This window comes from Nonomuraea sp. NPDC049152, from assembly GCF_040648355.1.
Lineage (GTDB): Bacteria > Actinomycetota > Actinomycetes > Streptosporangiales > Streptosporangiaceae > Nonomuraea.
Genome location: NZ_JBEZDO010000005.1, coordinates 393764 through 417091, shown reverse-complemented (window position 1 = coordinate 417091; position 23328 = coordinate 393764). Strand labels below are relative to the sequence as shown.

General features: G+C 70.6%; 24 protein-coding genes, 1 tRNA gene and 1 pseudogene. 10 read left to right on the top strand and 16 right to left on the bottom strand.

Annotated features, from left to right (window positions below; all coding sequences use genetic code 11):
• Positions 1-312 precede the first annotated feature (312 nt).
• Both AB0B45_RS13210 and AB0B45_RS13205 read right to left on the bottom strand, forming a co-directional pair.
• Positions 313-573: pseudogene (locus AB0B45_RS13210) on the bottom strand (DUF4328 domain-containing protein); the annotation flags it as partial.
• Positions 574-750, bottom strand: coding sequence for a hypothetical protein (locus tag AB0B45_RS13205; RefSeq protein WP_358129390.1), 177 nt, complete (start codon positions 748-750; stop codon positions 574-576).
• Positions 751-769: 19 nt separating this feature from the next.
• On the opposite strand from AB0B45_RS13205, the gene AB0B45_RS13200 reads away from it, so the two are divergent.
• From AB0B45_RS13200 to AB0B45_RS13190, 3 genes are read left to right on the top strand one after another with little or no spacing between them, the layout of a single operon-like run.
• The gene (locus AB0B45_RS13200) at positions 770-1699 is read left to right on the top strand and encodes an NUDIX domain-containing protein (RefSeq protein WP_358129387.1); all 930 of its coding nucleotides are present in this window, start codon (positions 770-772) and stop codon (positions 1697-1699) included.
• A 17-nt stretch (positions 1700-1716) separates the two neighbouring features.
• The gene (locus AB0B45_RS13195) at positions 1717-2697 is read left to right on the top strand and encodes a permease (RefSeq protein ID WP_358129384.1); all 981 of its coding nucleotides are present in this window, start codon (positions 1717-1719) and stop codon (positions 2695-2697) included.
• A gap of 5 nt (positions 2698-2702) precedes the next feature.
• Positions 2703-3389, top strand: a complete 687-nt coding sequence (locus AB0B45_RS13190; RefSeq protein ID WP_358129433.1) for a TIGR03943 family protein — start codon at positions 2703-2705, stop codon at positions 3387-3389.
• On the opposite strand, the gene AB0B45_RS13185 is transcribed toward AB0B45_RS13190, so the two are convergent.
• Complete coding sequence (locus AB0B45_RS13185) at positions 3372-3611, bottom strand: hypothetical protein (protein ID WP_358129382.1); 240 nt, start codon at positions 3609-3611, stop codon at positions 3372-3374. The genes AB0B45_RS13190 and AB0B45_RS13185 overlap by 18 nt on opposite strands.
• A 7-nt stretch (positions 3612-3618) precedes the next feature.
• A complete protein-coding gene (locus AB0B45_RS13180) occupies positions 3619-3924 on the bottom strand; it encodes an STAS domain-containing protein (RefSeq protein WP_358129381.1) in 306 nt (101 codons plus the stop codon).
• Positions 3925-4009: 85 nt separating this feature from the next.
• Between AB0B45_RS13180 and AB0B45_RS13175 the strand changes: the two genes are divergently transcribed.
• Positions 4010-4096: transfer RNA gene (locus AB0B45_RS13175), tRNA-Ser, on the top strand.
• A gap of 1 nt (position 4097) precedes the next feature.
• On the opposite strand, the gene AB0B45_RS13170 is transcribed toward AB0B45_RS13175, so the two are convergent.
• Positions 4098-6083 (bottom strand): AAA family ATPase, encoded by a 1986-nt coding sequence (locus tag AB0B45_RS13170; protein ID WP_358129378.1) that lies wholly within the window; start codon positions 6081-6083, stop codon positions 4098-4100.
• Positions 6084-6198: 115 nt separating this feature from the next.
• Here AB0B45_RS13170 and AB0B45_RS13165 point away from each other — a divergent pair, with 115 nt between their 5' ends.
• Both AB0B45_RS13165 and AB0B45_RS13160 read left to right on the top strand, forming a co-directional pair.
• Complete coding sequence (locus AB0B45_RS13165; protein ID WP_358129375.1) at positions 6199-7167, top strand: NAD(P)H-quinone oxidoreductase; 969 nt, start codon at positions 6199-6201, stop codon at positions 7165-7167.
• 119 nt (positions 7168-7286) lie between these two features.
• The gene (locus tag AB0B45_RS13160) at positions 7287-7799 is read left to right on the top strand and encodes a bacterial proteasome activator family protein (protein ID WP_358129374.1); all 513 of its coding nucleotides are present in this window, start codon (positions 7287-7289) and stop codon (positions 7797-7799) included.
• Here AB0B45_RS13160 and AB0B45_RS13155 read toward each other — a convergent pair.
• Positions 7790-8599, bottom strand: coding sequence for a Cof-type HAD-IIB family hydrolase (locus AB0B45_RS13155; protein WP_358129371.1), 810 nt, complete (start codon positions 8597-8599; stop codon positions 7790-7792). The two genes, AB0B45_RS13160 and AB0B45_RS13155, sit on opposite strands and share 10 nt — an antisense overlap.
• Before the next feature lie 223 nt (positions 8600-8822).
• On the opposite strand from AB0B45_RS13155, the gene AB0B45_RS13150 reads away from it, so the two are divergent.
• Both AB0B45_RS13150 and AB0B45_RS13145 read left to right on the top strand, forming a co-directional pair.
• Complete coding sequence (locus AB0B45_RS13150) at positions 8823-9026, top strand: cold-shock protein (RefSeq protein ID WP_183652851.1); 204 nt, start codon at positions 8823-8825, stop codon at positions 9024-9026.
• A 286-nt stretch (positions 9027-9312) separates the two neighbouring features.
• Positions 9313-9858 carry a TetR family transcriptional regulator gene (locus AB0B45_RS13145; protein WP_358129368.1) on the top strand — a complete coding sequence of 182 codons (546 nt, stop codon included), beginning with the start codon at positions 9313-9315 and terminating at the stop codon, positions 9856-9858.
• A 237-nt stretch (positions 9859-10095) separates the two neighbouring features.
• On the opposite strand, the gene AB0B45_RS13140 is transcribed toward AB0B45_RS13145, so the two are convergent.
• The 5 genes from AB0B45_RS13140 to AB0B45_RS13120 all read right to left on the bottom strand — a co-directional run bounded on the left by AB0B45_RS13140 (position 10096) and on the right by AB0B45_RS13120 (position 14811).
• Complete coding sequence (locus tag AB0B45_RS13140) at positions 10096-10644, bottom strand: hypothetical protein (protein WP_358129366.1); 549 nt, start codon at positions 10642-10644, stop codon at positions 10096-10098.
• Between the two features lie 137 nt (positions 10645-10781).
• Entirely contained in the window at positions 10782-12044 is a 1263-nt protein-coding gene (serS, locus tag AB0B45_RS13135; protein ID WP_358129363.1) for a serine--tRNA ligase, read from the bottom strand.
• Between the two features lie 215 nt (positions 12045-12259).
• On the bottom strand, positions 12260-13183 hold the full coding sequence (gene pheA, locus AB0B45_RS13130; protein ID WP_358129360.1) for a prephenate dehydratase: 924 nt from the start codon (positions 13181-13183) through the stop codon (positions 12260-12262).
• A 13-nt stretch (positions 13184-13196) separates the two neighbouring features.
• Complete coding sequence (locus AB0B45_RS13125) at positions 13197-13613, bottom strand: DUF4446 family protein (protein WP_358129358.1); 417 nt, start codon at positions 13611-13613, stop codon at positions 13197-13199.
• A gap of 13 nt (positions 13614-13626) precedes the next feature.
• Complete coding sequence (locus AB0B45_RS13120; RefSeq protein ID WP_358129355.1) at positions 13627-14811, bottom strand: glycosyltransferase 87 family protein; 1185 nt, start codon at positions 14809-14811, stop codon at positions 13627-13629.
• A 69-nt stretch (positions 14812-14880) separates the two neighbouring features.
• On the opposite strand from AB0B45_RS13120, the gene AB0B45_RS13115 reads away from it, so the two are divergent.
• Entirely contained in the window at positions 14881-17067 is a 2187-nt protein-coding gene (locus AB0B45_RS13115) for a hypothetical protein (protein WP_358129352.1), read from the top strand.
• On the opposite strand, the gene mptB is transcribed toward AB0B45_RS13115, so the two are convergent.
• The 3 genes from mptB to AB0B45_RS13100 all read right to left on the bottom strand — a co-directional run bounded on the left by mptB (position 16949) and on the right by AB0B45_RS13100 (position 19637).
• Positions 16949-18406, bottom strand: coding sequence for a polyprenol phosphomannose-dependent alpha 1,6 mannosyltransferase MptB (gene mptB / locus AB0B45_RS13110; RefSeq protein WP_358129349.1), 1458 nt, complete (start codon positions 18404-18406; stop codon positions 16949-16951). The two genes, AB0B45_RS13115 and mptB, sit on opposite strands and share 119 nt — an antisense overlap.
• Before the next feature lie 170 nt (positions 18407-18576).
• Positions 18577-19293, bottom strand: coding sequence for a glycosyltransferase (locus AB0B45_RS13105; RefSeq protein ID WP_358129347.1), 717 nt, complete (start codon positions 19291-19293; stop codon positions 18577-18579).
• Complete coding sequence (locus AB0B45_RS13100) at positions 19290-19637, bottom strand: STAS domain-containing protein (RefSeq protein WP_358129344.1); 348 nt, start codon at positions 19635-19637, stop codon at positions 19290-19292. Before AB0B45_RS13100 ends, AB0B45_RS13105 begins: the two co-directional genes overlap by 4 nt.
• A gap of 157 nt (positions 19638-19794) precedes the next feature.
• Between AB0B45_RS13100 and AB0B45_RS13095 the strand changes: the two genes are divergently transcribed.
• Complete coding sequence (locus tag AB0B45_RS13095; protein ID WP_358129342.1) at positions 19795-20190, top strand: hypothetical protein; 396 nt, start codon at positions 19795-19797, stop codon at positions 20188-20190.
• A gap of 555 nt (positions 20191-20745) precedes the next feature.
• Here the strand turns inward: AB0B45_RS13095 and xylB are convergent.
• Complete coding sequence (gene xylB, locus AB0B45_RS13090) at positions 20746-22173, bottom strand: xylulokinase (protein WP_358129339.1); 1428 nt, start codon at positions 22171-22173, stop codon at positions 20746-20748.
• Entirely contained in the window at positions 22170-23306 is a 1137-nt protein-coding gene (xylA, locus tag AB0B45_RS13085; RefSeq protein WP_358129336.1) for a xylose isomerase, read from the bottom strand. Before xylA ends, xylB begins: the two co-directional genes overlap by 4 nt.
• Positions 23307-23328: the final 22 nt, after the last annotated feature.

Genomic DNA, 23328 nt, shown 5'->3' with positions numbered 1-23328 from the left:
GGCTCTCGGGGGCGGTGGAACGCCTCCAGCCTGTCAGCGCGATGCCGACACCTTCAGCCCTGACGAGCCCAGCCGTACGTACCGCATCGTGCCCCCTAGCGAAGTTCCCAGCGATTGCCGTAAGGATCATGGAAGACGGAGCCGTCGAGCGTCACGTCCGCGGCCCGCAGCCGCTCGCGGTCGACGTCGTCGGTGCGCAGGACCATCCTCCCGACGGGAGCGTCGGCGCGGACCAGCAGGATCGCGGTCTCGTCGGCGCCAGGCGGCCGTACGGTCGCCCGCCGCTCCTCGCCCTCGGCGACGTCCTCGCGCGCACAGGACCAGCCCGCCCGAGAGCAGCAGGGTCAGCCACCACGCCCAGATCAGTCCCGAGCGGCGGACCCTGAACAGGTCCCTCCCGCGAGGCTGGCCTCCGGGCTGGGAAGTGGCCCAGATGTCGTCGATGATCCCTTTAGGGACGAACAGGTTGATGACGGGGAGGATCCAGCCGAACACCATGAACACGGCGGCGTAAGTGTGGAGGACGCCAGGGGAGATCGCGTAGGCGTAGGCGTTGGCGCGAGCGCGGAACAGTCAGGTCAGGAAGCCGATACCGGCCATGGCGTAGATCCCGGACGACCACAGCAGGGCCTCGGACCGGTCCACGCCGCCGACGAAGGGCGCCGTGACGGACGTGATCGTGGCCACCCCGATGAGGACGACGGCCGCGGTCGCGTAGGCCCGGATCGGGCGCAGGGGGCGAACGGGCACCGCTGACACGCTCGAGGTCATGACCTTCCTTCGCCAGGGCTGGGTGCGGGCCAGTATGCCCGATCATGACCGGGCCGGTAAGACTGGAGGACGGCGAACGGAGGCCAGGGTGGCGGTCAAGGACGGCGACGGGTGGGTGCTGTGCGAGCGGGGACACAGGCACTGGGGTCTGTACGGCGCGGCGGGCCTGCTCGCCGTCCACCGGGACGACGACGGCGTCGCGCGAGTGCTGATGCAGGAACGGAGCGTGTGGAGCCACCACGGCGGCACCTGGGGCCTGCCGGGCGGAGCGCGCGACAGCCATGAGGGCCCGGTCCACGCCGCGCTGCGCGAGGCCCATGAGGAGGCGGCGCTGTCGGGGGACGGGCTGCGCGTGCGCGACGTCTATCGCGACGACCACGGCGGCTGGACGTACGACACGGTGATCGCCGAGGCCGCGAGGCTGCTGCCCGCCGTACCGGGGAACGCGGAGAGCAAGCGGCTGCGCTGGCTCACGATCCCGGAGATCGCCGAGAAGAAGCTGCACCCGGGGTTCGCCGAGACGTGGCCGGAGATCCAGGACCTCCTGCGGCCCGGTCTGGTGATCCTCGACATCGCCAACATCGTGGGCGCGCGGGCCGAGCACGGCTGGTGGAAGGACCGCAAGGGGGCGGCGGCCAGGCTGCTGGCCGAGGCGGCGGGGGCGCGCCTGCCGCACCCGGTGCTCATCGAGTGGTCCCCCGACGTGGTCGCGGTCGTGGAGGGCGCCGCCCGCGGCGTGCCGCCCGTCGAGGGCATCGCGGTCGTCGAGGCGGACGGCAACGGCGACGACGCGATCGTCGACCTCGTACGGCAGGCGAAGCCCTGGGAACGCGCGCTCGTCGTCACGGCGGACAAGGAGTTGAAAGAGCGGGTCACCCGGCTCGGCGCGCTGGTGAGAGGGCCGAAGTGGCTTCTGGACCGGCTCTGAGCTGACACCATGTGTCCATGTCCGTCCCCAGGACGCTCGAGATCCCGCCTGACGAATGGGGCAGACCACGCTCCGGCAGTCAGGTGCCGTGGCTCTTCCTCGGCGTCATCGCCGTCCTGCTCGCCGGCAGGTTCCTGCTCGCGCCCCGCCTGACCGATCCAGGGCTGCAGACCTGGGCCACGATCTTCGTGGCGATCTGCGTGCAGGCGCTGCCGTTCCTGGTGTTCGGGGTGGCGCTGTCGGCGGCGATCGCGGCCTTCGTGCCCGAGGGCTTCTGGACCAGGGCGCTGCCCGAGCGGCCCGCGGTCGCGGTGCCGGTGGCGGGCCTGGCGGGGGCGGTGCTGCCCGGCTGCGAGTGCGCCTCGGTGCCCGTGGCGTCCGGGCTGATCAAGAGAGGGGTCACGCCCGCCGCGGCGCTGGCGTTCCTGCTGTCCTCGCCCGCGATCAACCCGGTCGTGCTGGTCGCCACCGCGGTCGCCTTCCCCGGCCAGCCGCTGATGGTGCTGGCCCGCTTCGCCGCGTCCCTGGTGGCGGCGGTGTGCGTGGGCTGGCTGTGGCTGCGGTTCGGCAGGACCGAGTGGCTGCGCAACAGGAGTCACCACCACGGCTCGTTCCTGGAGGCCATGCGCCACGACCTGCTGCACGCGGGCGGATTCCTCATCGTCGGCGGCCTGGCCGCCGCCACGCTGAACGTCGCCGTGCCACGCGAGTGGCTGACCGCGGTGGCGGACGTGCCGTGGCTGTCGGTGCTGGTGCTGGCGGGCCTCGCCGTGCTGCTGTCGATCTGCTCGGAGGCCGACGCGTTCGTGGCCGCCTCGCTGTCGGCCTTCTCGCCCACCGCCAAGCTGGCCTTCATGGTGGTCGGGCCGATGGTCGACCTCAAGCTGATCGCGCTGCAGGCCGGCACGTTCGGTAAGGCGTTCGCGGTCAGGTTCGTGCCCGTCACGCTGGTGCTCGCGATCGCCGCCAGCGTCCTCGTCGGATGGATCCTGCTGTGAGCCGGATGTCGCAGAACCTGGTCCTGATGCTGCTCGGCGGCGCGCTGCTGCGGATCTCGGCGTTCTCCACGACCTACGTCAACTACGTCAAGCCGGGGTTCAGACCCTTCCTCGTCGCGGCAGGCTTGGTGATCTTCGTGATCGGGCTGCTCGGCCTGATCCGCAGGGCCGCCTCCACCGGACACCACCATCACGGGCCCAAGGTGGCCTGGCTGCTGTGCCTGCCGGTGTTCGCCGTCTTCCTGATCGCGCCGCCCGCGCTCGGCTCCTTCGCCGCCGCCAGGTCGGACGCCCCTCCACCGCCCGCGCCCCAGGCGCTCGACGCCTACGCGCCGCTGGAGGGCGACCGCCCCGCCGAGATGCCGATGAGCGAGTTCATCGGCAGGGTCTTCAGCGACTCCAGCCGGACCCTCAAGGACAAGCCGGTCAAGCTGACCGGGTTCGTCACGCCCGCCAAGAAGAAAGGCCAGTGGTACGTCACGAGGATGCAGCTGGCCTGCTGCGCCGCCGACGCCTACGCGCTGAAGGTGATCGTGCGTGACGCCCCGCCGCCCGAGCCGGACACCTGGGTCCAGGTCACGGGGACGTGGGTGCCGGTCGAGATCGACGAGAACGCCACCGGCGTCATCTACGCCGAGCTCGCCGCCTCCGACGTCGAGCCGGTGGAGGCGCCCTCAGAACCGTACGAGTAGCTCGGCGGCCTCCTCCTCGACCTGCGCCGCCTGCCGTACCAGCTCGGGGGAGGGGTCGCGGGCCACCTGCGACCAGAGCTCGCCCGCGACCCGGTAGAGGGGCGCGGCGGGGTGGCTGCCCGCCTCGTCGAGGAAGTCGGCGTACAGCGGCCTGGTGGCGCCGGGCGCGGTGTACTCCGTCAGCTGGTGCTTCTCCTTCTTGACGGCCGACCACAACGGCACGGAATGCTCAGGGGAAGGCGGCGTTGAGCCCGGTCACCTCGAGTACCCGCCGTAGTACGCCGTGAACCCCCGTGAGGCGCAGGCTGCCGCCGCGCTCCCGCACGTGGCGCAGGTGCTCGATCAGCACCCACAGGCCGCTGGAATCGCAGAACGCCAGCGCTGAGGCGTCCACCACGAACGTGAGGACGCCCTCTGCGAGTAGCTGCGAGAGGCGCTCGTCAAGGATCGATGCGGTGAGCTTGTCGAGGTCACCCTCCAGTCGCACCACCGCAGCCCCTGAGGAGCGCTCCACCTCGACATTGAGTTCTGCCAACGGGGTTGCCTCCCGCGTAGGAGCCTTCTCCCGAAGGTACACCCCTGCCGCGACGAGCGTTAGCCGCTAAGGTGGTGTGCGCACTGGAGGGTTCGCATAGTGGACGAGTGCAGCCGCCTTGAAAGCGGCCAGGTCAGCGATGGCCTCAAGGGTTCGAATCCCTTACCCTCCGCTCACGCTCCCGCCAGGCCGTCCCCGACGGCGGCGGCGAGCTGCAGATAGGCGTCCCTCGTCGGCTCCTGCAGCCGGTCGAGGTCGATCTCCGCGCCCTCCTCCAGATGCGGGTCGTACGGCACGCGGATCACCGTACGGCAGCGCGCCGCGAAGTGCGCCTCCAGCTTGGCGATGTCCACGGCCGACTTCGACCTCGGCCGCACGCTGCACAGCACCACCGTCGCGTCCCTGACCAGGTCGCCGTAGTGGTGGGCCTCCAGCCAGTCGAGCGTCGCCGAGGCCGCCCGCGCGCCGTCCACCGAAGGCGAGCTGACCAGCACGATCTGGTCGGCCAGGCCGAGCACGCCCGACATCGCCGAGTGCAGCAGTCCTGTGCCGCAGTCGGTGATGCAGATGGAGTAGAAGTTCTCCAACACCTGGGCGACCTGCTGGTAGTCGGCGGCGCTGAACGCCTCCGACACCGAGGGGTCGCGGTCGGAGGCGAGCACCTCGAGCCTGGAGGTGGCCTGCGAGGTGAAGGCCCTGATGTCGACATACCGCTTGACCTGCGCACGCTCGTTGAGCAGGTCGCGCACGGTCGCCGAGGTCTCCAGCTCCAGCTTGTCCGACAGCGTGCCGCGGTCGGGGTTGGCGTCGACCGCGATCACCCTGTCGCCGCGGACCTGCGCCAGCGTGGCGCCCAGGCCGACCGTGGTGGTGGTCTTGCCGACGCCGCCCTTCAGGCTGAGCACGGCTACGCGGTGGTGCCCGGTCGAGACGGGCGTGCGCGCCCTGGTCACCAGCGCCCTGCGGCGGCGAACGTCGGCCGGCTCGCCCGGCTTGATCCAGCCTGCCGACGCCTTGTAGACCAGGCGGCGCCAGCCCTTGGAAGGGGCGTTCCTCCTGCCGCGCAGCAGCGAGTCGGGGTCGAGGCTCTCGGCGGTCGGCCGGTCGCCCGCGGACGGGCGGGGCGGCGCGGTGAACACCGGTACCGGGGGCTGGGAGTGGCGCCGTACGGGGAAGGGCTCTTCCTGCACGACCACCTCCACCGAAGGCTCCTCGGCCCAGGGCCGCTCGTCGCGGCGCTGGAAGTGGTGTTCGAAGGACTGCCGCTCGACTTCGCGACGCTGGGCGTCGTGGCGCCGGGGCTCGTGGCGCTCGAAGGCGGTGCGCTCCACCTCGTGGCGCTCCACCTCGAGGCGCTCGTCTTCGCGGCGCTCGGACCGGTGCCGCACGGAGTCGGACCGCTCGGACTGATGGCCCTCGGAGTCGCGGCCCTCGGACTGATGGCTCTCGGAGTCGTGGTCCTCGGAGTCGTGACTCGAGGCCTCGCGATGCTCGGCTTCGGGACCTTCGGCCTCGGGGCGCACGCCGAAGGTGAACCGCTCGAAGGTCGGCTCCTCCTGGCGCGGCGGCTCGAGCGACGGCTTGGTGTCGACGACCTCGCCCTGGACCGTCTCCACGTCCGCGATGCCCTCGAAGCTCTCGGCGGACGGCTGCGGCCACGGCGGCTGCGGCCACGAGGGGTCCGTGCGCTCCTCGGGCGGCAGCGGGTCGAACATGCTGCCCTCGGACGCCGTCTCGCGGGGCTTGTCGAAGGCCGTCATCCGGTAGGAGTCGGTGTCGTCAGGTCGCGGAAGCGGCTTCAACGGGGCCATGAAGGCGTCGTCGTCGTCCCTGCCGAACGCGGGAGGCCTGTCCACCTCCACCGCCGCCTCGAACCACTCGGCGGCCTCGGCCTCCTCGGCCGGCAACTCCTCCGCCGCCTCCGGGCCGTACACCGAGTCGACCGCGGCGCGGAACAGCGGCGGGGTCGGGGTGTCCTGCTCCGTGGGCACCGACAGCCATGGGTCCTTCGGGTACGGCGAAACGACGGTGTCGTCCGTTGTCACGGAGACGGCGCCGGTCTTGGCGCTGACCTTGACGGGTTCCTCGTCGTTCTCCTTGATGGCGTCGAGCCAGGCGAGCTGTTCCTCGAGAGATTCTTCACGATCGTGCCTTGCCACCGTGTTCCCCCTCGGGACGGGTGTAAAGGTGCAGCAAACACATTGCAGATTAACGCCCTGTGTTCCATTGAATGCAGGCAACCCGCAACTTCACTGCCCGGCTACGGTGGGTCGCATGCGAGCGATTGTCATCACCAAGCCCGGTGGACCAGAGGTTCTGGAGTGGCGGGAGGTGCCGGATCCACGTCCTGAGCGGGGCGAAGTCGTGATCGATGTCACCGCCTCCGCGGTCAACAGAGCCGATGTGATCCAACGGCTAGGTTTCTATGACCCTCCGCCCGGCGCCTCCCCCTACCCGGGGCTCGAATGCTCGGGAGTGATCTCCGAGGTTGGCCCGGACGTCGTCGGGTTCGAGGTCGGCGACCGCGTCTGCGCTCTGCTCGGCGGCGGGGGCTACGCCGAGCGCGTGGCCGTACCGTGGCAGCAGGTGATGCCCGCGCCGGAAGGGCTGTCGCTGACCGAGGCCGCGGGGCTGCCGGAGACGGTCTGCACGGTCTGGTCGAACGTCTTCATGACCGCCAGGCTCAGGCGCGGCGAGACGCTGCTGGCGCACGGCGGTGCCAGCGGCATCGGCACGACCGCGATCCAGCTCGCCAAGGCGTTCGGCTCGCGCGTCGCGGTGACGGTCGGATCGCAGGAGAAGGCGGAGCGGTGCCTGGAGCTGGGCGCCGACGAGGCGATCAACTACCGGACCGAGGACTTCGCGGAGAAGGTCCAGGCGGACGTGATCCTCGACATCATGGGCGCCAAATACCTCCCAGGGAACATCAGAGCCCTCAAGACGGGCGGACGCCTCGTCGTGATCGGGCTGCAGGGCGGCACGAAGGGTGAGCTCGACCTGCACGCGCTGACCAGGAAGCGCGCCGCCGTCCACGGCACCACGCTGCGATCCAGGCCGACGGACGAGAAGGGCGTGATCGTGCGTGGGGTCGTCGACAACGTGTGGCCGCTGGTGTCGGCGGGCGCGATCAAGCCGGTCGTGTACGCCGTGGTCCCCATGGCCGAAGCCGCCCGCGCTCACGAGATGCTCGACTCCGGGGAACATGTCGGGAAGATCCTGCTGCTGGCGCGCCCCGAGCCGTAGCAGCCGGTGCCGCGACCGCTCGGGCGACGGCACGGAAAGATCAGGATGCGGCGGAGGGCAGTCGCGTCCCGGCTCACAACACCTCAAGGCACTACGCGAGTTACAGGTAGGTTGAGAACATGAACGCTGAGGAGAACACCCCCCACATCGTGGTGGTGGGACCCGAGGGCTTCAGCGCCCAGGGCGATAGCGGTGAGCAGGAAGAGCGGTCGGTCACCAACCTGGTGGAGCAGCCCGCGAAGGTGATGCGCATCGGCAGCATGATCCGCACGCTGCTCGAGGAGGTCAGGGCGGCGCCTCTCGACGAGGCCAGCCGCAAGCGGTTGAAGGAGATCCACGAGAGCTCCATCAAGGAGCTCGAGGACGGTCTCGCGCCCGAGTTGGTCGACGAGCTGGAGCGGCTGTCGCTGCCGTTCACCGATGACAACGGCACGCCGCCCAGCGACGCGGAGTTGCGCATCGCGCACGCCCAGCTGGTCGGATGGCTTGAGGGGTTGTTCCACGGGATCCAGACCACGCTGTTCGCGCAGCAGATGGCGGCCCGCGCCCAGCTGGAGCAGATGCGCAAGGCGCTGCCTGGCGGGATGACGCAGGACCAGCATCGGGCCAGCGGCTCTGGTCCCTACCTGTAGATCTTTTCGAGCACGAGCGCCACGCCGTCGTCGTCGTTCGCCGCGGTCACATGGTCGACCGCGGCGAGCACGGCGGGGTGGGCGTTGGCGACCGCGTAGGAGGTGCCTGCCCAGGCGAGCATGGGCAGGTCGTTCGGCATGTCCCCGAACGCGATCACCTCGCTCGGCTTGATCCCGTGGGCCGACGACAGCGCCGCGAGAGCGGAGGCCTTCGTGACGCCGTGCGCGCTCATCTCGACCAGCGCTCTGCCGCTGGAGTGGGTGGTGGTCACCAGGTGGCCCACGAGCTCGTGAACGGCCGCGTGGAGGCTGTCAGGGTCCATTCCAGGGTGGAGGGCGAGAAGCTTGGCGCAGGGGCGCGAGGTGAGCGTCGAGGCGCCGACCCTGAGGCCCGCCACCGCCTTGCTGTCGATGCCGCCGAGTCTGAAATCCGACTCATGCGCAAATCCGCCTTCGTACTCGACCGAAAATGCCAGATCGGGCACGTTCGCTCGAAGCTGAGCGACGACCTCTTCGAGGACCTCGGCTTCTATGAGGTGGGACTCCACTATCCGTTCGGTGTGGAGGTCGTAGAGGAGGGCTCCGTTGGCGCAGATGGCCAGTCCGCGATGCCGTACGGCGTCGGCGACCACGCTCATCCACCTGGGCGGACGGCCGGTGACGAAGACCAGCGTCGAGCCTGCCCGCTCGACCTCGGCGAAGGCGGCGGCGGTGCGTGAGGACACGGTTCCGTCGGCGCGCAGGGCGGTCCCGTCGAGGTCCGTGGCGACCAGTCGAGGGGTCGAAGAGTGGCTCGGCATAACAGGTTCCAGTTTGCACTGTGATGCCGCTCTCCAGAAATCTTCCTAGGGAGGGGAACACCAACGCGGCCGAATGGTGTTAGATGTGATGGCGTTGTATTAGCTGATCCCGTAGTGAAAAACGGCATGTGATTGTCTGAGCCACCCCGGGTGCTTGCTGTACGACCAACCGGGATTCGCGAGGTGCGGGTCCCATAGATTCACATCCTGAGGGAGAGCTTTTATGGCTCAGGGAACCGTCAAGTGGTTCAACGCCGAGAAGGGCTTCGGCTTCATCGCCCCGGACGGCGGTGCGCCGGACGTGTTCGTGCACTTCTCCGAGATCGTCGGCAACGGCTACCGCAGCCTTGAAGACGGGGCGCGGGTCGAGTTCGAGATCACGCAGGGCCAGAAGGGGCCGCAGGCCTCCCAGGTCCGTGCCATCTGACCTGATAGCTACGAGGTGAGAGCGGGGACCATCCGGTCCCCGCTCTTTCTCGTCTCAAGGGGAGGCCGGGCGTTCAGCGGTACACCAGCCCCGACAGCCGCCACGCCAGCTTCTTCCTGAAGACCGGCAGCACGGCCAGCGTCCTCAACAGGGCGTTCCGCAGCGGGGATGACCAGGACGTCCGTGGTGCTGTTCATCTCGCACTCCTTCAGGTCAACGCTTGTTGGCATCACTATGACCCGGCTCGGCTGGCCATGTCAACACTTGTTGGCCTACAGTTGTTGGCATGAGGAGAACGTCCGAGGACACCAAGGCGGCGATCCTGGCCGCCGCCCGCGAGCGCTTCGCGGCCGACGGCTACGAGAAGGCGACGATCAGGGCCATCGCCGCGGACGTGGGCATCGACCCGGCCATGGTGATGCGGTACTTCGGCAACAAGGAGAAGCTGTTCGCCGCCGCCGCCCACTTCGACCTACACTTCCCCGACCTGCCCTCGTTGGCGCCCGAGGAGGTGGGGCACGCGATGGTCAGGCACTTCCTCGCGCTGTGGGAGACGAACGAGGCGCTCCAGGTGCTGCTGCGCACCGGCGTCACCAACGAGGCGGCCGCCGAGCGCATGCGGGAGATCTTCGCCACCCAACTCGGGCCCGTGGCCGCCCGCCTGTGCCCCGACCCGTCCTCCGCGCCCGTCAGGGCGGGCCTGGCGGCCTCCCAGATCCTCGGCATGGCACTGACCCGCTACATCCTGCGGCTGCCACCGGTGGTCGCCATGACCCACGACGAGATCGTCGCCTGGCTCGGCCCGACCATCCACCGCTACCTGATCGATTGACGGCCCGGCGAACCGCCCTGTCGCCCCGCCGGGCCGGTCCGGCGGCCTTCGTCCTCACCGGAGCGCCCCGCCGGGCCGGTCCGGCCGGCGTCGTCCTCGCCGGAGCCCGTTCGCGGTCCTCACATGCCCTGAAACGGGGCAGAGGCGGCATCCCAGGCCTGGACTCCAGCGACGAGCCCTCGCTCGTCCTGGTCGATCCCACGGGCCTCCTGGGCATCCCGGCCCGCGCCCGCCGGTTCACTTGCGGAAGTAGGCACGAGCCGACGGGAGCACGAGGAGGATGACGACGGCCAGCGAGACCAGGGGTGTGAAGAAGAGCCGGCCCTCTGACACGGCGAACAGCCAAGCGGGGTAGACGCGCTCGCTCGCGTCGAGGACCGCCTGCGCGTTCGCGCCGTCGCCGAGGACGGACTGGAGGTACTGCGCCTTGGACGACTGGCTGATGAGGATGAAGACGTCGAGGGCGAGAAAGAGCGGCTGGACGATCAGGGTCAGGTTCCGGCCCGTGCGTCTGCCGGCCAGATTGAGCCACGCCAGGATCGCGCCGATCAGGGCGGTGGTGACGGGCACCACCAGCGCGTAGCCGCCCTCGTCGAAGTGGAGGTCGTTCGCGGCGAGGATGGAGGGCGACAGGCCCTGCCTGACGAGTTCGGCCTCGGCCGCGGCCTGGACGTCGGCGCCGTAGACGAGCCCGGCGACGGGTGAGATCAGGAAGGCCAGGGCGAACAGCAGCTGCAGGACGCCTGCGAGGGTGACGGTGCGGGGACGGCTCTTGGTGATTTCCATGGGAGAGACGATCGCGCCACCCGCTGACGCGGCACTCTCACGGCGCTGATAGGGGCTGACACGGCGATCCGCGGGGCTTCGCGCGTGAAGAGCTTCCGCGGCCCCGCTCGTGAAAGCCGGGCCGCGGAAGGGCGCCGCTACTTGACGGGCTCGAGCACGTCGAGGCCGACATAAGGGCGCAGCGCCTTCGGCACCACGACCGAGCCGTCGGCCTGCTGGTGGGTCTCCAGGATGGCGACGATCCACCGCGTGGTGGCCAGCGTGCCGTTGAGGGTGGCGAGGAACTGCGGCTTGCCGTCCTTGTCGCGGAACCTGGAGCCCAGCCTGCGCGCCTGGAACTCGGTGCAGTTGGACGTCGAGGACAGCTCGCGGTAACGCCCCTGGGTCGGGATCCACGCCTCGCAGTCGAACTTGCGCGCCGCCGACATGCCCAGGTCGCCGGCCGCGGTGTCGATGATGCGGTAGGGCACCTCGATCTTGGCCAGCATCTCCTTCTCCCACCCGAGCAGCCGCTGGTGCTCGTCGTCGGCCTCCTCGGGCCTGCAGTAGGAGAACATCTCGACCTTGTCGAACTGGTGGACGCGGATGATGCCGCGGGTGTCCTTGCCGTAGGAGCCCGCCTCGCGGCGGAAGCACGACGACCAGCCCGCGTAGCGGAGCGGCAGCTGCGAGCCGTCGAGGATCTCGTCGCCGTGGTAGCCCGCCAGCGACACCTCGGACGTGCCGACCAGGTAGAGGTCGTCCTCGGGCAGGCGGTAGATCTCCTTGTCGTGGGCGACGTGGAAACCGGTACCCGCCATGGTCTCGGGCTTGACCAGCACCGGCGTGATCATCGGGATGAAGCCCGCTTCGATCGCCTGCTGCATGGCCATGTTGAGCAGCCCGAGCTGCAGCCGCGCGCCGACGCCGCGCAGGAAGAAGAAGCGCGAACCCGAGACCTTGGCGCCGCGCTCCATGTCGATGGCGCCGAGCAGCTCGCCCAGCTCCAGGTGGTCACGCGGCTCGAAGTCGAACTGGCGCGGCTCACCGACGGTCTCCAGCACGACGTAGTCGTCCTCGCCGCCGTGGGGCGCCTCGGTCGAGACGATGTTGGGGATGGTGGCGACGAGCTCCTGCAGCTCGACGGCGAGCTTCTCGGCCTCGGCCTCGGCCGACTTGACCTGCGCGGCGAGATCCTTGGCCCGCTGCAGCAGCGCCTGCTTCTCCTCGCCGGAGGCCTTGGAGACCGACTTGCCCATGGACTTCTGCTCGGCGCGCAGAGACTCGAACGAGGTCAGCGCGGCGCGTCGGCGCTCATCCAGGTCGAGCAGCGTGTCGACGACGGCGTCGTCCTCACCGCGGGCACGCTGCGAAGCCCGTAGCCGGTCGGGGTCCTCACGAAGGGTACGCAGGTCAATCACAGACCAAGGCTACCGACCCGTCGTGTCCGCCCGCGCCTGCTTTCTCCTCAGGTACGGCGAGCGCGTGAAGCCCACCCAGGTCACCGCGGTCGTCCGTCCGGGGAGGCGCTCCTGCCGCGCACGTGGCCGGGCGTGTCAACGGCGCCCTCTCGAACCGGCCGAGCCCGTGCGCGTGGTCACCGATCCAGGCCCCTCGGGACTCGCGGTGGCCGAGGTCAGACCTGGCCCGAGCGGATCCGGGTCAGCCAGTCGCCGGCCTCGGCGAAGTCGGCGTCGGCCGTACCCCGCTTGACCTGGGGAGCCACCCCGTCGGCTCGTGGATAGCTGCCGAGGAAGCGGACCTCGCCGCAGATCCTGTGCAGCCCGGAGAGCGCCTCGCCGACGCGCGCGTCGGACACGTGGCCCTCGAAGTCGAAATGGAAGAAGTAGCGCCCGATGCCCTCGCCGGTGGGCCGCGACTCGATGCGGGTCAGGTTGACGCCGCGCACCGAGAACTCGGTCAGCATCTCCAGCAGCGCGCCAGGGTGGTCGTCGGCGAGGAAGACCACGAGCGTGGTGCGGTCGGAGCCGGTCGGCTCGGGCAGCGGCCCAGGGCGGGACACCCTGACGAAGCGGGTCACCGTGTCGGACCTGTCGCCGATGTTGGCGGCGATCTCGACCAGGCCGTAGTGCTCGCCCGCGATGCGGGCCGCGATCGCTGCGTCGTACGGCGAGCCCGGCAGCGACACCTCCTGCGCGGCGGCGGCCGTGGAGGGCGCGGCGACAACGACCGCGTCGGGCAGCTCGCGGGCGATGTACCCCCTGCACTGCGTGATCGCGGCGGGGTGGGTGAAGACGCGCTTGATGTGCCTGAGCTCGGTGTCGGGCCTGGCCAGCAGGGAGAACTGCACGGGCAGCAGCAGCTCGGCCGAGATGAGCAGGGGCTCGCCCCACGCGAACTCGTCGAGCGTCGTGGTGATCGCGCCCTCGAGCGAGTTCTCCAGGGGAACGACCGCTCCGTCGGCCTCGCCCGCACGGCACGCGTTGAGCGCCGCGCTGACGGTGGCGCAGGGCAGGCGCTCGGCGTCGGGCTCCATGAGCCGCAGGGCCTCTTCGGTGAAGGTGCCCTCGGGCCCGAGATAGGCGAGACGAGGAGACATGACTACAGAGTAGTCAACGCCTCGCCATCTGTGGTTCGAACTCAGGGCCGAGACCGAGCCTGGCCGCGCGCACGGCCTCCTCCTCCTCGGGTGACAGCGGCTGCGCGCCCTTGCCGCCGATCACGGGACGCACGTAGGTGCGGGTCTCGGAGCGCCCGTTGATGGAGGTGAGCACGATGCCGTCGCCCAGGCCGTTGATCATGGCGATGGAGAACGAGAGACGGCCCGTCATCTCCTGGAGCGCGTCGTAGCGGTAGACCGCCACGTCGCGGATGGCCTTGAGGTCCCCTCTGCTCTCGCTGGCCTGCCTGGTGATCATCTGCTGGCAGTCGTCGACGGCGGCGCGCGCCCGCCTGAGCGCGAGGTAGCCGATGACGACGCCGCTGATCCCGGCGAGGACGCCCACGACGATCCAGAGAGTAATCAACACATCACCAAGAGTGTCACAAGATCTGGCGTCGTTTGGGCAACCAGACACCCAGCAGCCAGACGAGGGCGATCGCGCCGAGTCCGAAACCGTTCTGCACGATCTTCCCGACGACGGGGCTCACGACTGGGATGTCCGCCGCCTTGATCGCCACACCCCACCAGGGGATCGGCACCACGTAGAAGAGCCACACGCCGACCGCGACGCGGAGCCGTACGACATCGCTTCCGTTGCCCACCAGCGCGCCCAGGACGACGACCACCCACGCCAGGTGGTGGATCCACGCGACAGGCGACAGCAGCACGGCCATCAGGCCGACCAGCGCGACGGAGGTCATGAGGTCGCCCCTGTCGAGCGCCTGGCGGGCGAAGCGGAAGCCGTACCACGCGACGACCGCCACGAGCGCGAGCCAGAGCGCCGAGGTCAGCCAGTCGTTCAGGTAGAGCCTGATCAGCATGCCGCGCATCGACTGGTTGGTGGTGGCGGCGTTGGCGCCGAGACGCTCGGGGTCGAGCAGCGCCCTGAACCAGAAGTCGGCCGCGTCGCGGGGGATGACCGCGAACGGCATGAGCGTGAACAGGGCCGTGCTGAACGCCGCCATCCAGAACGTCTTCCACTGCCTGGTGACGAGCAGGTAGATCAGGAAGACGCCGGGGGTGAGCTTCACGGCCGTGGCCAGGCCGATCAGGAGCCCGCGCGGCCACCACGGTCGCTTCGCCACGCAGTCGGCCAGGCACAGCGCCACGAGCATGATGTCGACCTGCCCGAAGCGCACCTGGTCGCGGATCGGCATCAGGTAGGCGCACGCCACCATCAGGAACGCGAACACCAGCGGATTCCTGTTGACCTGCCGGAACGCGAAGCCGACGGTCACGGCCAGCGCGGCGAAGACGCCGGCCGTCCACACCCACTGCGCGGACTCCCACGACATCCACGCCAGCGGTACGGCCAGCAGCGCCGCCACCGGCGGGTAGGTGAACGGCAGCAGCTGCGGCGCGGGGGTGATGAAGTCGTAGACGGGCCGCCCCTCCAGCACCATCTGCCCGCCCGTGCGGTAGACGTCGAGGTCGACCAGTCGCTGGTCACCGGCGTTGGTCAGCCACGTCTCGACCAACGGCCACACGGCCAGCGCGACGAGGACCGCGGCCAACGGCCACAGCCACCACCATCGCCCGAACGAGGGCACTCCACCACCTGTCACGATGTGGCACGTTACCGTGGCTCCAACCGATCGAGGGCGCTGACTGTGCTGACCACCGGGGGTCCCGCCATGCCGCACCGCACCCTGGCACGCCTGTGCCTGGGCCTGCTCGCCGTGCTCGCCGCCGTCATGGGGGCGAGCCCTTCGCTGGCGGCCGACGCCCCCGAGCGGGGGCGGGTGGCGATCATCGGGGTGCCCGGGCTGGTGTGGGGCGAGGTCCACCAGGCGATCACCCCCCGGCTGTGGCGGCTGGTCGGCGAGGGAGCGTCGGGTTCGCTGTCCACGAGGGTGGTGCCACCGCCGAACCGAGGCACCTCGTGCCCCATGGCCGGATGGCTGACGGTCTCGGCCGGCCAGCGCGCGGGAGCCCCCGGTTGCGTCATGCCCCGCCCTCCCGTCGGCGGAGCCGTCCCTGACTGGGCGGCGCTGACCGCCTTCCAGCGGACGACCGGCTACAACGCGATGCTCGGCACGCTCGGCCAGGCCGTGGCCGACGCGGGCGGCAAGGTGGCCGCCATCGGCCCTGGCGCGGCGCTCGGCGCGGCCGACAGGACGGGCAGGGTGCCCCACTACGCGGAGACGCCCGAGGCGCTGGCCGACCCGGCCTCCTTCGACCTCGTGGTGATGGAGGCCGACTCGCTCGCCGCCGCATGGAACCTGGGGCCGCGCGACGCCGACGGCATCCCCGCCGATCCCGACCCGACCCAGGTGGTGGCGGCCATGGTCGGTGTCGACCGCACCATCGGCGCCCTCCTCGACCGGCTGCCGGCCGACACCACCGTCCTGGTCGCCGGCGTGTCCGACACCTCCGGGACCGCCCAGCTCCACGTCGCCGTCGCCAAGGGAGGTCCCTTCCCTCACGGGCTGCTGACCGCCGCCTCCACCCGCCAGGACTCGCTGGTCACGATCACCGACCTGACCGCCACCGCGCTGCGCCTGCTCGGGGTCGAGCGCCCCGACGGAGTGGTCGGCAGGACCTGGGAGCACGACGGCGCCGCGCCGTCCTCCGTCGCGGAGACCGTCGCCACACTCGCCGACCAGAACCTCGCCAGCAAGGTGCTCCGCGAAGTGAGAGGGCCGTTCTTCGCCGTCTTCGTGGCGGTGCAGGTGCTCTTCTACGCCATCGCCGCGATCGTCCTGCGCCGCCGCAGGTCATCAGCGGGGTCGGAGAACGCCGACGCGGCGACCTCGCGGGTGCTCGTCGCCGTCCAGGTGGTCGCCGTCGTCAGCGGGGCCATCGCGGTGTCCACCTTCCTCGCCCAGCTCGTGCCGTGGTGGAGTCTGCCCGGCGCCATGCTGGCCCTGATCGTCACCATCCTCGGCTTCGCGGGGCTCATCACCGGGCTGGCCTTCGCGGGCCCGTGGCGTGCGCACGTGCTCGGACCGCTCACCGTCGTGGCCGCCATCAGCTCGCTTGCGCTGGTCCTCGACGTGATGACCGGCTCCAAGCTGCAGGTCAACGCCGTCACCGGCTACGAGCCCGTGACCGGAGGCCGCTTCTACGGCTTCAGCAACATCGCCTTCGCCGTGTGCGCGACCGGCACGATCCTGGCGCTGGCGGGCGTGGCCCAATGGTTGCTCGGCCGTCTCGGCAGACCCCTGGTGGTGCTGCTGTGCGCCGCCTACGGGGCGCTCGCCGTGTTCGCGGACGGCTGGCCGGCGTGGGGCGCCGACTTCGGCGGGGTTCCCGCGTTCGTGATCGGGCTGGCGGTCTTCCTCATCCTGCTGTCGGGCCGCAAGGTGTCGCTGCTGAAGCTGCTGCTCGTCGGCCTCGCGGGCGCGGTCCTCATCGGGACCATCGCGTTCGCCGACTGGCTGCGGCCCGCCGACCAGCGCACCCACCTCGGCACGTTCATCCAGCAGATCATCGACGGGCAGGCGCTGACCGTGGTGTGGCGGAAGTTCAGCTCCATGATCGGCATCACCGTCGGGAACTGGCAGCTGACCCTGCTGTCGCTGGTGGCGCTGGCGTTCCTGTTCTTCGTGCTGGACCGGCCTTCGCGGTGGGGCGCCTCGGCCCTCGGCCGCGCCTACGGCTTCGCGCCCACCCTGCGCGCCGGCCTGTTCGGGGCGCTGACGTGCGCTTTCGTCGGGTTCCTCATCAACGACTCCGGCATCGCGATCCCCGCCATGGCGCTCACGGTCGCGGTGCCGCTGACTCTGGCCGCCTGCGTGCGCGCGCTCCAGCTCGCCACGCCCACCACCCAAGACCCGCCGTCAACGCCAGCAGCGTCCACGGCACCACCTGCGACCTGACGACGGTCGTCAGCCACGCCAGATCGGCGGGCTGGCCCTCGACCCTGGCGGGCAGGTAGGCCAGCGACAGCAGCGTCAGGTGGGCGACGAGGAAGAGCTCCACTCCCGTGGCCGCCAGCATCGCCACCAGCGCGAACGCCAGCCCGTCGTACCAGGGCAGGATGTACGGCGTGGCGAACACGTACGCCACGATCAGCACCGCGGCCACCCCGACCCCGTCGGCGGGTGGCCGGTGGAGCCTGAACAGCGCCCACGCCAGCAGCGCCATCACGACCAACGCGCCGACCTGGATCTCGCCCCTGTAGGCGCTGCCGGTGCCGACGACGGCCTGCAGCCAGCCCTGGACGAGCCTCCAGAACGAGGCCAGCGAGATCGACTTGCCCGCCCTGCTCACCTGGTCGAAGGCGTGGCCGCCGGCCCACACATAGCCCGCGCCCGCCACGGCCAGCGCCGTCCCGGCGACCAGCGCGAGCCGCTTGGGACGGCGGCGCAGCTCCCACGCGGGGCCCAGCGCGACGAGGCCCGCGTTGAGCTTCACCGCCACGCCGAGCCCGAGCATCGCTCCCGCCCCTGCTGTGCCGTTCAGCACCAGCGCGGCCACCATGAACGCGATCGCCAGCGTGTCCACGTGCAGGCCCGCGACGAGCTGGTACAGCAGCAGCGGGTTGGCCGTCCACAGCAGCGCCGCCCGCCACCGCAGGGCGGGATCGTCGCGGGTGAAGCGGTCGAGGAGCAGCCCCGTCGCGATGAACGCGGCCGAGTTGACCAGCGCGAGCACGAAGATCGTCAGCCGGACGGAGTCGCCGCCGATCCAGCTCGCCAGCGCCTGCACCGCCGTGGCGACGGGGCCGTAGACGCTGGGCTCCTCCCGCCACGGCTGCTCCACCGCCGCGGCGACGGGATCGCCGGGCAGGTCGACCGCGCCGTGCGCGTAGGGGTCGAGGCCGAGTGTGACCATGCGCCCGTAGGCGGCGTAGTTGAGATGGTCGGCCGAGCCCGACGGCGGGAGGAAGGCGAGCACCACGGCGGCGGCACACCCCGCCATGACCAGGCCGCGCACGTATCGCGCGGTGGGGATCCTGCGGCTTCTGAGCGCGGCGAACAGCCCGAGCCCGCCGACGACGACGGCCAGCGCCCCGAGCGCGACGACGAGGTGGGACGCGGGGTGGACGTCCAGCGAGTACGGCGGCTGCCATCCGGGACCCGCCAGCGGGGGAACCATCGCCGAGGGGCCGAGCAGCCCGATCGTGACCGTCAGCAGGACGGACACGGCTATGAGCACGGAGGCGCCGAACGCGGCCGACGTCGGCCTGGGCTCGGTTCCCGCCTGCGATGTCACCCGGAAATTCCAGCACATCATCAGCAGCACTCACGCCCGGACCGTGCCGACCGGGCGGAACCACCGTCCCCACCGGCGCAGGGAGCAACGGTCGCCCCCCAGGAGACCTCGGCCGGCGGAGGCCTGGCGTCGAGAGTCAGGCACGCGGGAGCCCGTCCGGCCGAAGAGGGTCAGAGGCGGATCTTCGCCAAGTTGTCCCTGATCATCGGCTCCCGGGTGGCCAGCGCCCGCGCCACGTCCCGAAGCTGCCTGGCCCTGTGCACCTGCGCACGCCAGTCGGTCCCGGTAGCGCGATGGGCCATGTCCACCTCGACCTCCACCACCCTGAACCCCTTGCGCACCAGGTCGATGGTCAGCGCCGTCTCCACGCCGAACCCGTGCGCCAGCGGGCGAGCCGCCTCGAAGGCGTCCCTGGTCAGGCAGCGCTGGCCGTTGAGCGGCTGGGCGGCGGTGAAACCGGATGCCCGTTTGATCCCGTCGCGCGCCAGGCGGACCACCATGCCGTGGCCGCCCAGCTTGACCCGGGTGGCGAAGACCGCGATGGTCATGTCCGCCTCCCCTGCGCGTACCGGCTCCACCAGGGCGGAGGCGGCGTGGGCGGTGTCGCCGAGGTCCGCGTCCAGGAACAGCAGGTGCCTGGGCGTCGGCCCGTCGAGCAGCCGCACCGCCTCGGCGCCGCTCTCCATGGCGCCGGCCTTGCCACGGTTGCGGCTGTGCCGTACGACCCTGGCGCCCGCCGCGCGCGCGACCCGGCCCGTCTGGTCTGCCGAGCCGTCGTCGACGACCACGACGAGATCGACGCCCGGCAGGTCCATGGCCGCGGCCACGGTCGCGCCGATGCGTTCGGCCTCGTCCTTGGCAGGGATGACGACCGCTGTGTCCGTCACGAGCCCTCGGAGATCAACAGCTCCTCAGGCACTTCCTCGTGCACGGTGAAGACCGAGTCGAGGCCCGTGACCTGCAGAATCTTCCGTACGGCAGGCCGCGGCGCAGCGACCTCGAACTGGCCGCCACGCTCCCTCACCCGCTTGAGCGCCGAGAGCAGCACGTTCATCCCTGTGGAATCGCAGAAATCCACGAGGGACATGTCAATGACCACACGGGTGGGCCCTTCCTGCAGTAGCCGGGTGAACTCCGACTGCAGGCGGGGCGCCGTGTACAGGTCGATTTCACCGGCGATCGCCACGAGGGCGTGGCCGGCATGTGATCGAGTCGAGACCTTGAGCTCCACATGGGCAGGCTAGCGGCGCTGAGGCTCTGGGTCACGTTCTCACGCCGATAGGGAGCGGTCGGGTTTTTGTCCCCCGTTTCGGCCTCATGAAAACGCAGAGTACGCGAAGCTTGACACTACGAAGCCGGTGCGCCGGGCCCGTCGGGGGAGGAAGTCGATGAACGATGATCACCTAGAGGACCCGCACCGCCGTCGACTACGCGAGCATCTGGAGGTGCTGATGCTCCGCGCCGAGAAGTCCGCCTCGTGGCGCGAGGAGACCAGACGCCTGCGCAGCCTGGTCAACTTGGATGGCTATGTCCCCGTCCGCACCCGTTTGTCCTCAGAAGATCTCGACTTCCTCGCCGACGCCCGCGACGACCTGCTGATGTTCGCCCAGCTCGGGCTGCGGCTGCTCGACCTTCACCAGCCACGCGACGCGGGAGGCATCACCAGCGACGCGGCCCACCCGATCCTGCGGTGCCGCAGCTGCATGTGGCGCTGGCCCTGCCCGACGTACCGCGCGTTCTCCGACTCCGTCGAGGAGTCCAGCGACCTGTCCGCGTCGGCCTGACGGGCCTGCCCCACCCGTTTCGCCGTGGCAGAGGAACGCGCCGACCGTAAGACTCGCTGACGTGCCCGGTTTCCCCTCGCTGGCCGGCAAGGTCCGCGACCACAGCCTCCCGATCGGCCATGGGCTGCACGCGCTGAAAGAGTGCGCGCGCCATTTCTCCCCTTACGGCTTTCGCGCCACGTGGTATCACCTCACGGTCAGCGCCCGGATCCCGAAACGGCCGGAGCGCGACCCCGACTCCCTCGAACGAGCCCTGGACGAACGTGAGACCGCCCGCCGGCTGTGGCTGCTCCACATGGACGAGGTCGCGCGACGCAGGCGGATGGCGAAGGCGAGAGGGCACCGGATCCCGCGAAGGGACGACGAGGCGTATCCACCCGGGTGGTCGCGCCACGCGGATACGTCAGTTCGCCCGATCCCGAAGAGCGCGCGCGGATGGACGGCCGATGGCGTCAGATCTGGGCCCGAACGTGGGCGACGCCGTGGGGCTTCACCCGCCTGGAGTGAGCGCGTCGCACCGGACGGCTCGGTCCACGCCGTTCACCACACCGTGCGCTAGCGGTTGCCGAACGTCATCGCCCTGGCCGCCGCGTAGCGTTCGCGCAGCCCTGGGGTGGGGTCGGCCTCGTGGGTGGCGGGAGAGCCCGTCGACCAGGCGGGAGGTTCCGGGCCGCCCGACAGCAGCCATGCCGCCTGTCTCGCCGCCCCGTCGGCGACGTACTCGCCCGGTGGGGGAACGACCACGGGACGGCCGAAGACGGTGGGGGCGATGCGCCTGACCGCCTCGGACCGCGCGCCGCCGCCGATCAGCAGGACCCGCTGGGGTGACAGGCCGAGCGCGTCGAGGGCGTCGGCGAGCCCGCACAGCATGCCCTCGATCGCCGCGCGAGCCAGGTGGGCGGGCGTGGACGTGGACAGACGCAAACCGTGGACCGCGCCCGTGGCGTCGGGCAGGTTGGGGGTGCGCTCCCCCTCCAGGTACGGCACCAGCGTCAGCCCCTCGGCGCCAGGAGGCGCCTGCAGGGCCAGGGAGCCCAGTTCGTCCAGCGAGACGCCGAGCATCGCGGCGGCCGCGTCGAGGACCCTGGCCGCGTTGAGCGTGCACACCAGCGGCAGGAAGCGCCCCGTGGCGTCGGCGAACCCGGCCACCGCGCCACTGGCGTCACGGCTGGGTGCGTCGGCGACCGCGAACGCGGTGCCGGACGTGCCGACGGACACGACGACGTCTCCGGGCCGCGCGCCCACGCCCAGGGCGGCCGCCATGTTGTCGCCCGTGCCCGCCGCAAGAGGGATCCCCTCGGTGATCCAGGCACCCTGGGTTCCTGAGGAGATCTTGAGAGCGCCGGTCGTTCCGGGGGAGTCGAGGGGGCCGAGGACACGGGGGAGCAGGGGGACCGCGCCGAAGGCCGCCTTGAGCAGGTCGTCGCGGTAGGCGCCGGTGACGGGCGACCAGTAGCCGGTGCCGGACGCGTCGCCCCTGTCGGTGGTCAGGGTCTCCAGCCCGTGGGCGCCCGTGAGCCGCCAGGTGAGCCAGTCGTGCGGCAGACACACGGCCGCGGTGTGGGCGGCGTGGTCGGGCTCGTGGGTGGCCAGCCACCGCAGCTTGGCGATCGTGAACGAGGCCACGGGCACGCTGCCCACCGCGTCGGCCCAGGCCCGCGCGCCCAGCGAGGCCACCAGGTCGGCGGCGGAGGCGGCGGAGCGGATGTCGTTCCAGAGCAGCGCGTCGCGCACGACCCGGCCGGTCTCGTCGAGGCAGACCATGCCGTGCTGCTGGCCCGCGACGCTGATGGCGGCCACGTCGTCGAGGCCGCCCGCCTGCGTGATGGCCGTCTGGAGCGCGGTCCACCAGTGCTCGGGGTCCACAGAGGTGCCGTCGGGGTGGGCGGCGCGGCCCTGCCGTACGAGGTCGCCGGTGGCGGCGTCCCTGATGACGATCTTGCAGCTCTGGGTGGAGGAGTCGACCCCCGCGACGAGCGTCACCCCCGAACACCCAGCAGGTGTTCGAGCGCGAGCTGGTTGAGCCGGCTGAAGTGGTAGCCGCGCGAGGCGTCGGGCGCCTCCTCCCGCAGCAGGTCGTCGTAGGTCTCGCCGGGCGCGAGCGTGGGGACGGCCAGCTCGGACACCCTGCTGGCGGTCATCGCCTCCCGCACCTCGGGGTCGGCCCTGAACGCGGCGGCCTTCTCCTTCAGGATCAGGTAGGTGCGCATGTTGGCGGCCGCGGACACCCACACGTCCTCGGCGTCCTCGGTGCGCGGCGGCTTGTAGTCGAAGTGGCGAGGACCGTCGTAGCCGCCATGCTCCAGCAGGTCGACCAGGAAGAAGGCGCTCTTCACGTCGCCGTGGCCGAAGACCAGGTCCTGGTCGTAGCGGGGCCCGTGCTGGCCGTTGAGGTCGATGTGGAAGAGCTTGCCGTGCCACAGCGCCTGCGCGATGCCGTGGACGAAGTTGAGGCCCGCCATCTGCTCGTGGCCGACCTCGGGGTTGAGCCCGACCATCTCGGGGTGCTCGAGGGAGTTGATGAACGCCAGCGCGTGGCCGATCGTCGGCAGCAGGATGTCGCCGCGCGGCTCGTTGGGCTTGGGCTCGATTGCGAACCTGATGTCGTAGCCCTTGTCGATCACGTAGGAGGCCAGGACGTCCATGGCCTCCTTGTAGCGGGCCAGCGCGGACCTGATGTCCTTGGCCGCGTCGGACTCGGCTCCCTCGCGCCCTCCCCAGCACACGTAGGTGGTCGCGCCCAGCTCGGCGGCCAGGTCGAGGTTGCGGATGACCTTGCGGATGGCGTGGCGGCGCACATCGCGGTCGTTGCTGGTGAAGGCGCCGTCCTTGAACACCGGATGGGTGAACAGGTTGGTGGTCGCCATCGGCACCTTCAACCCCGTCTCGCCCAGCGCCTTCTTGAACGCCGCCACCGCCCTGTCCCTGTCGGGCTCGGTGGCCAGCAGGTCGTCGTCGTGGAAGGTGACGCCGTAGGCACCCAGCTCGGCCAGCCTGTGCACGCTCTCCACCGGGTCGAGCGGCGCCCTGGTGGCGTCGCCGAACGGGTCGCGCGCCTGCCAGCCGACCGTCCACAGGCCGAAGGTGAACCGGTCTTCAGGGGTGGGCTCGTACATGGCGTCTCCCAATTAGTTTGGA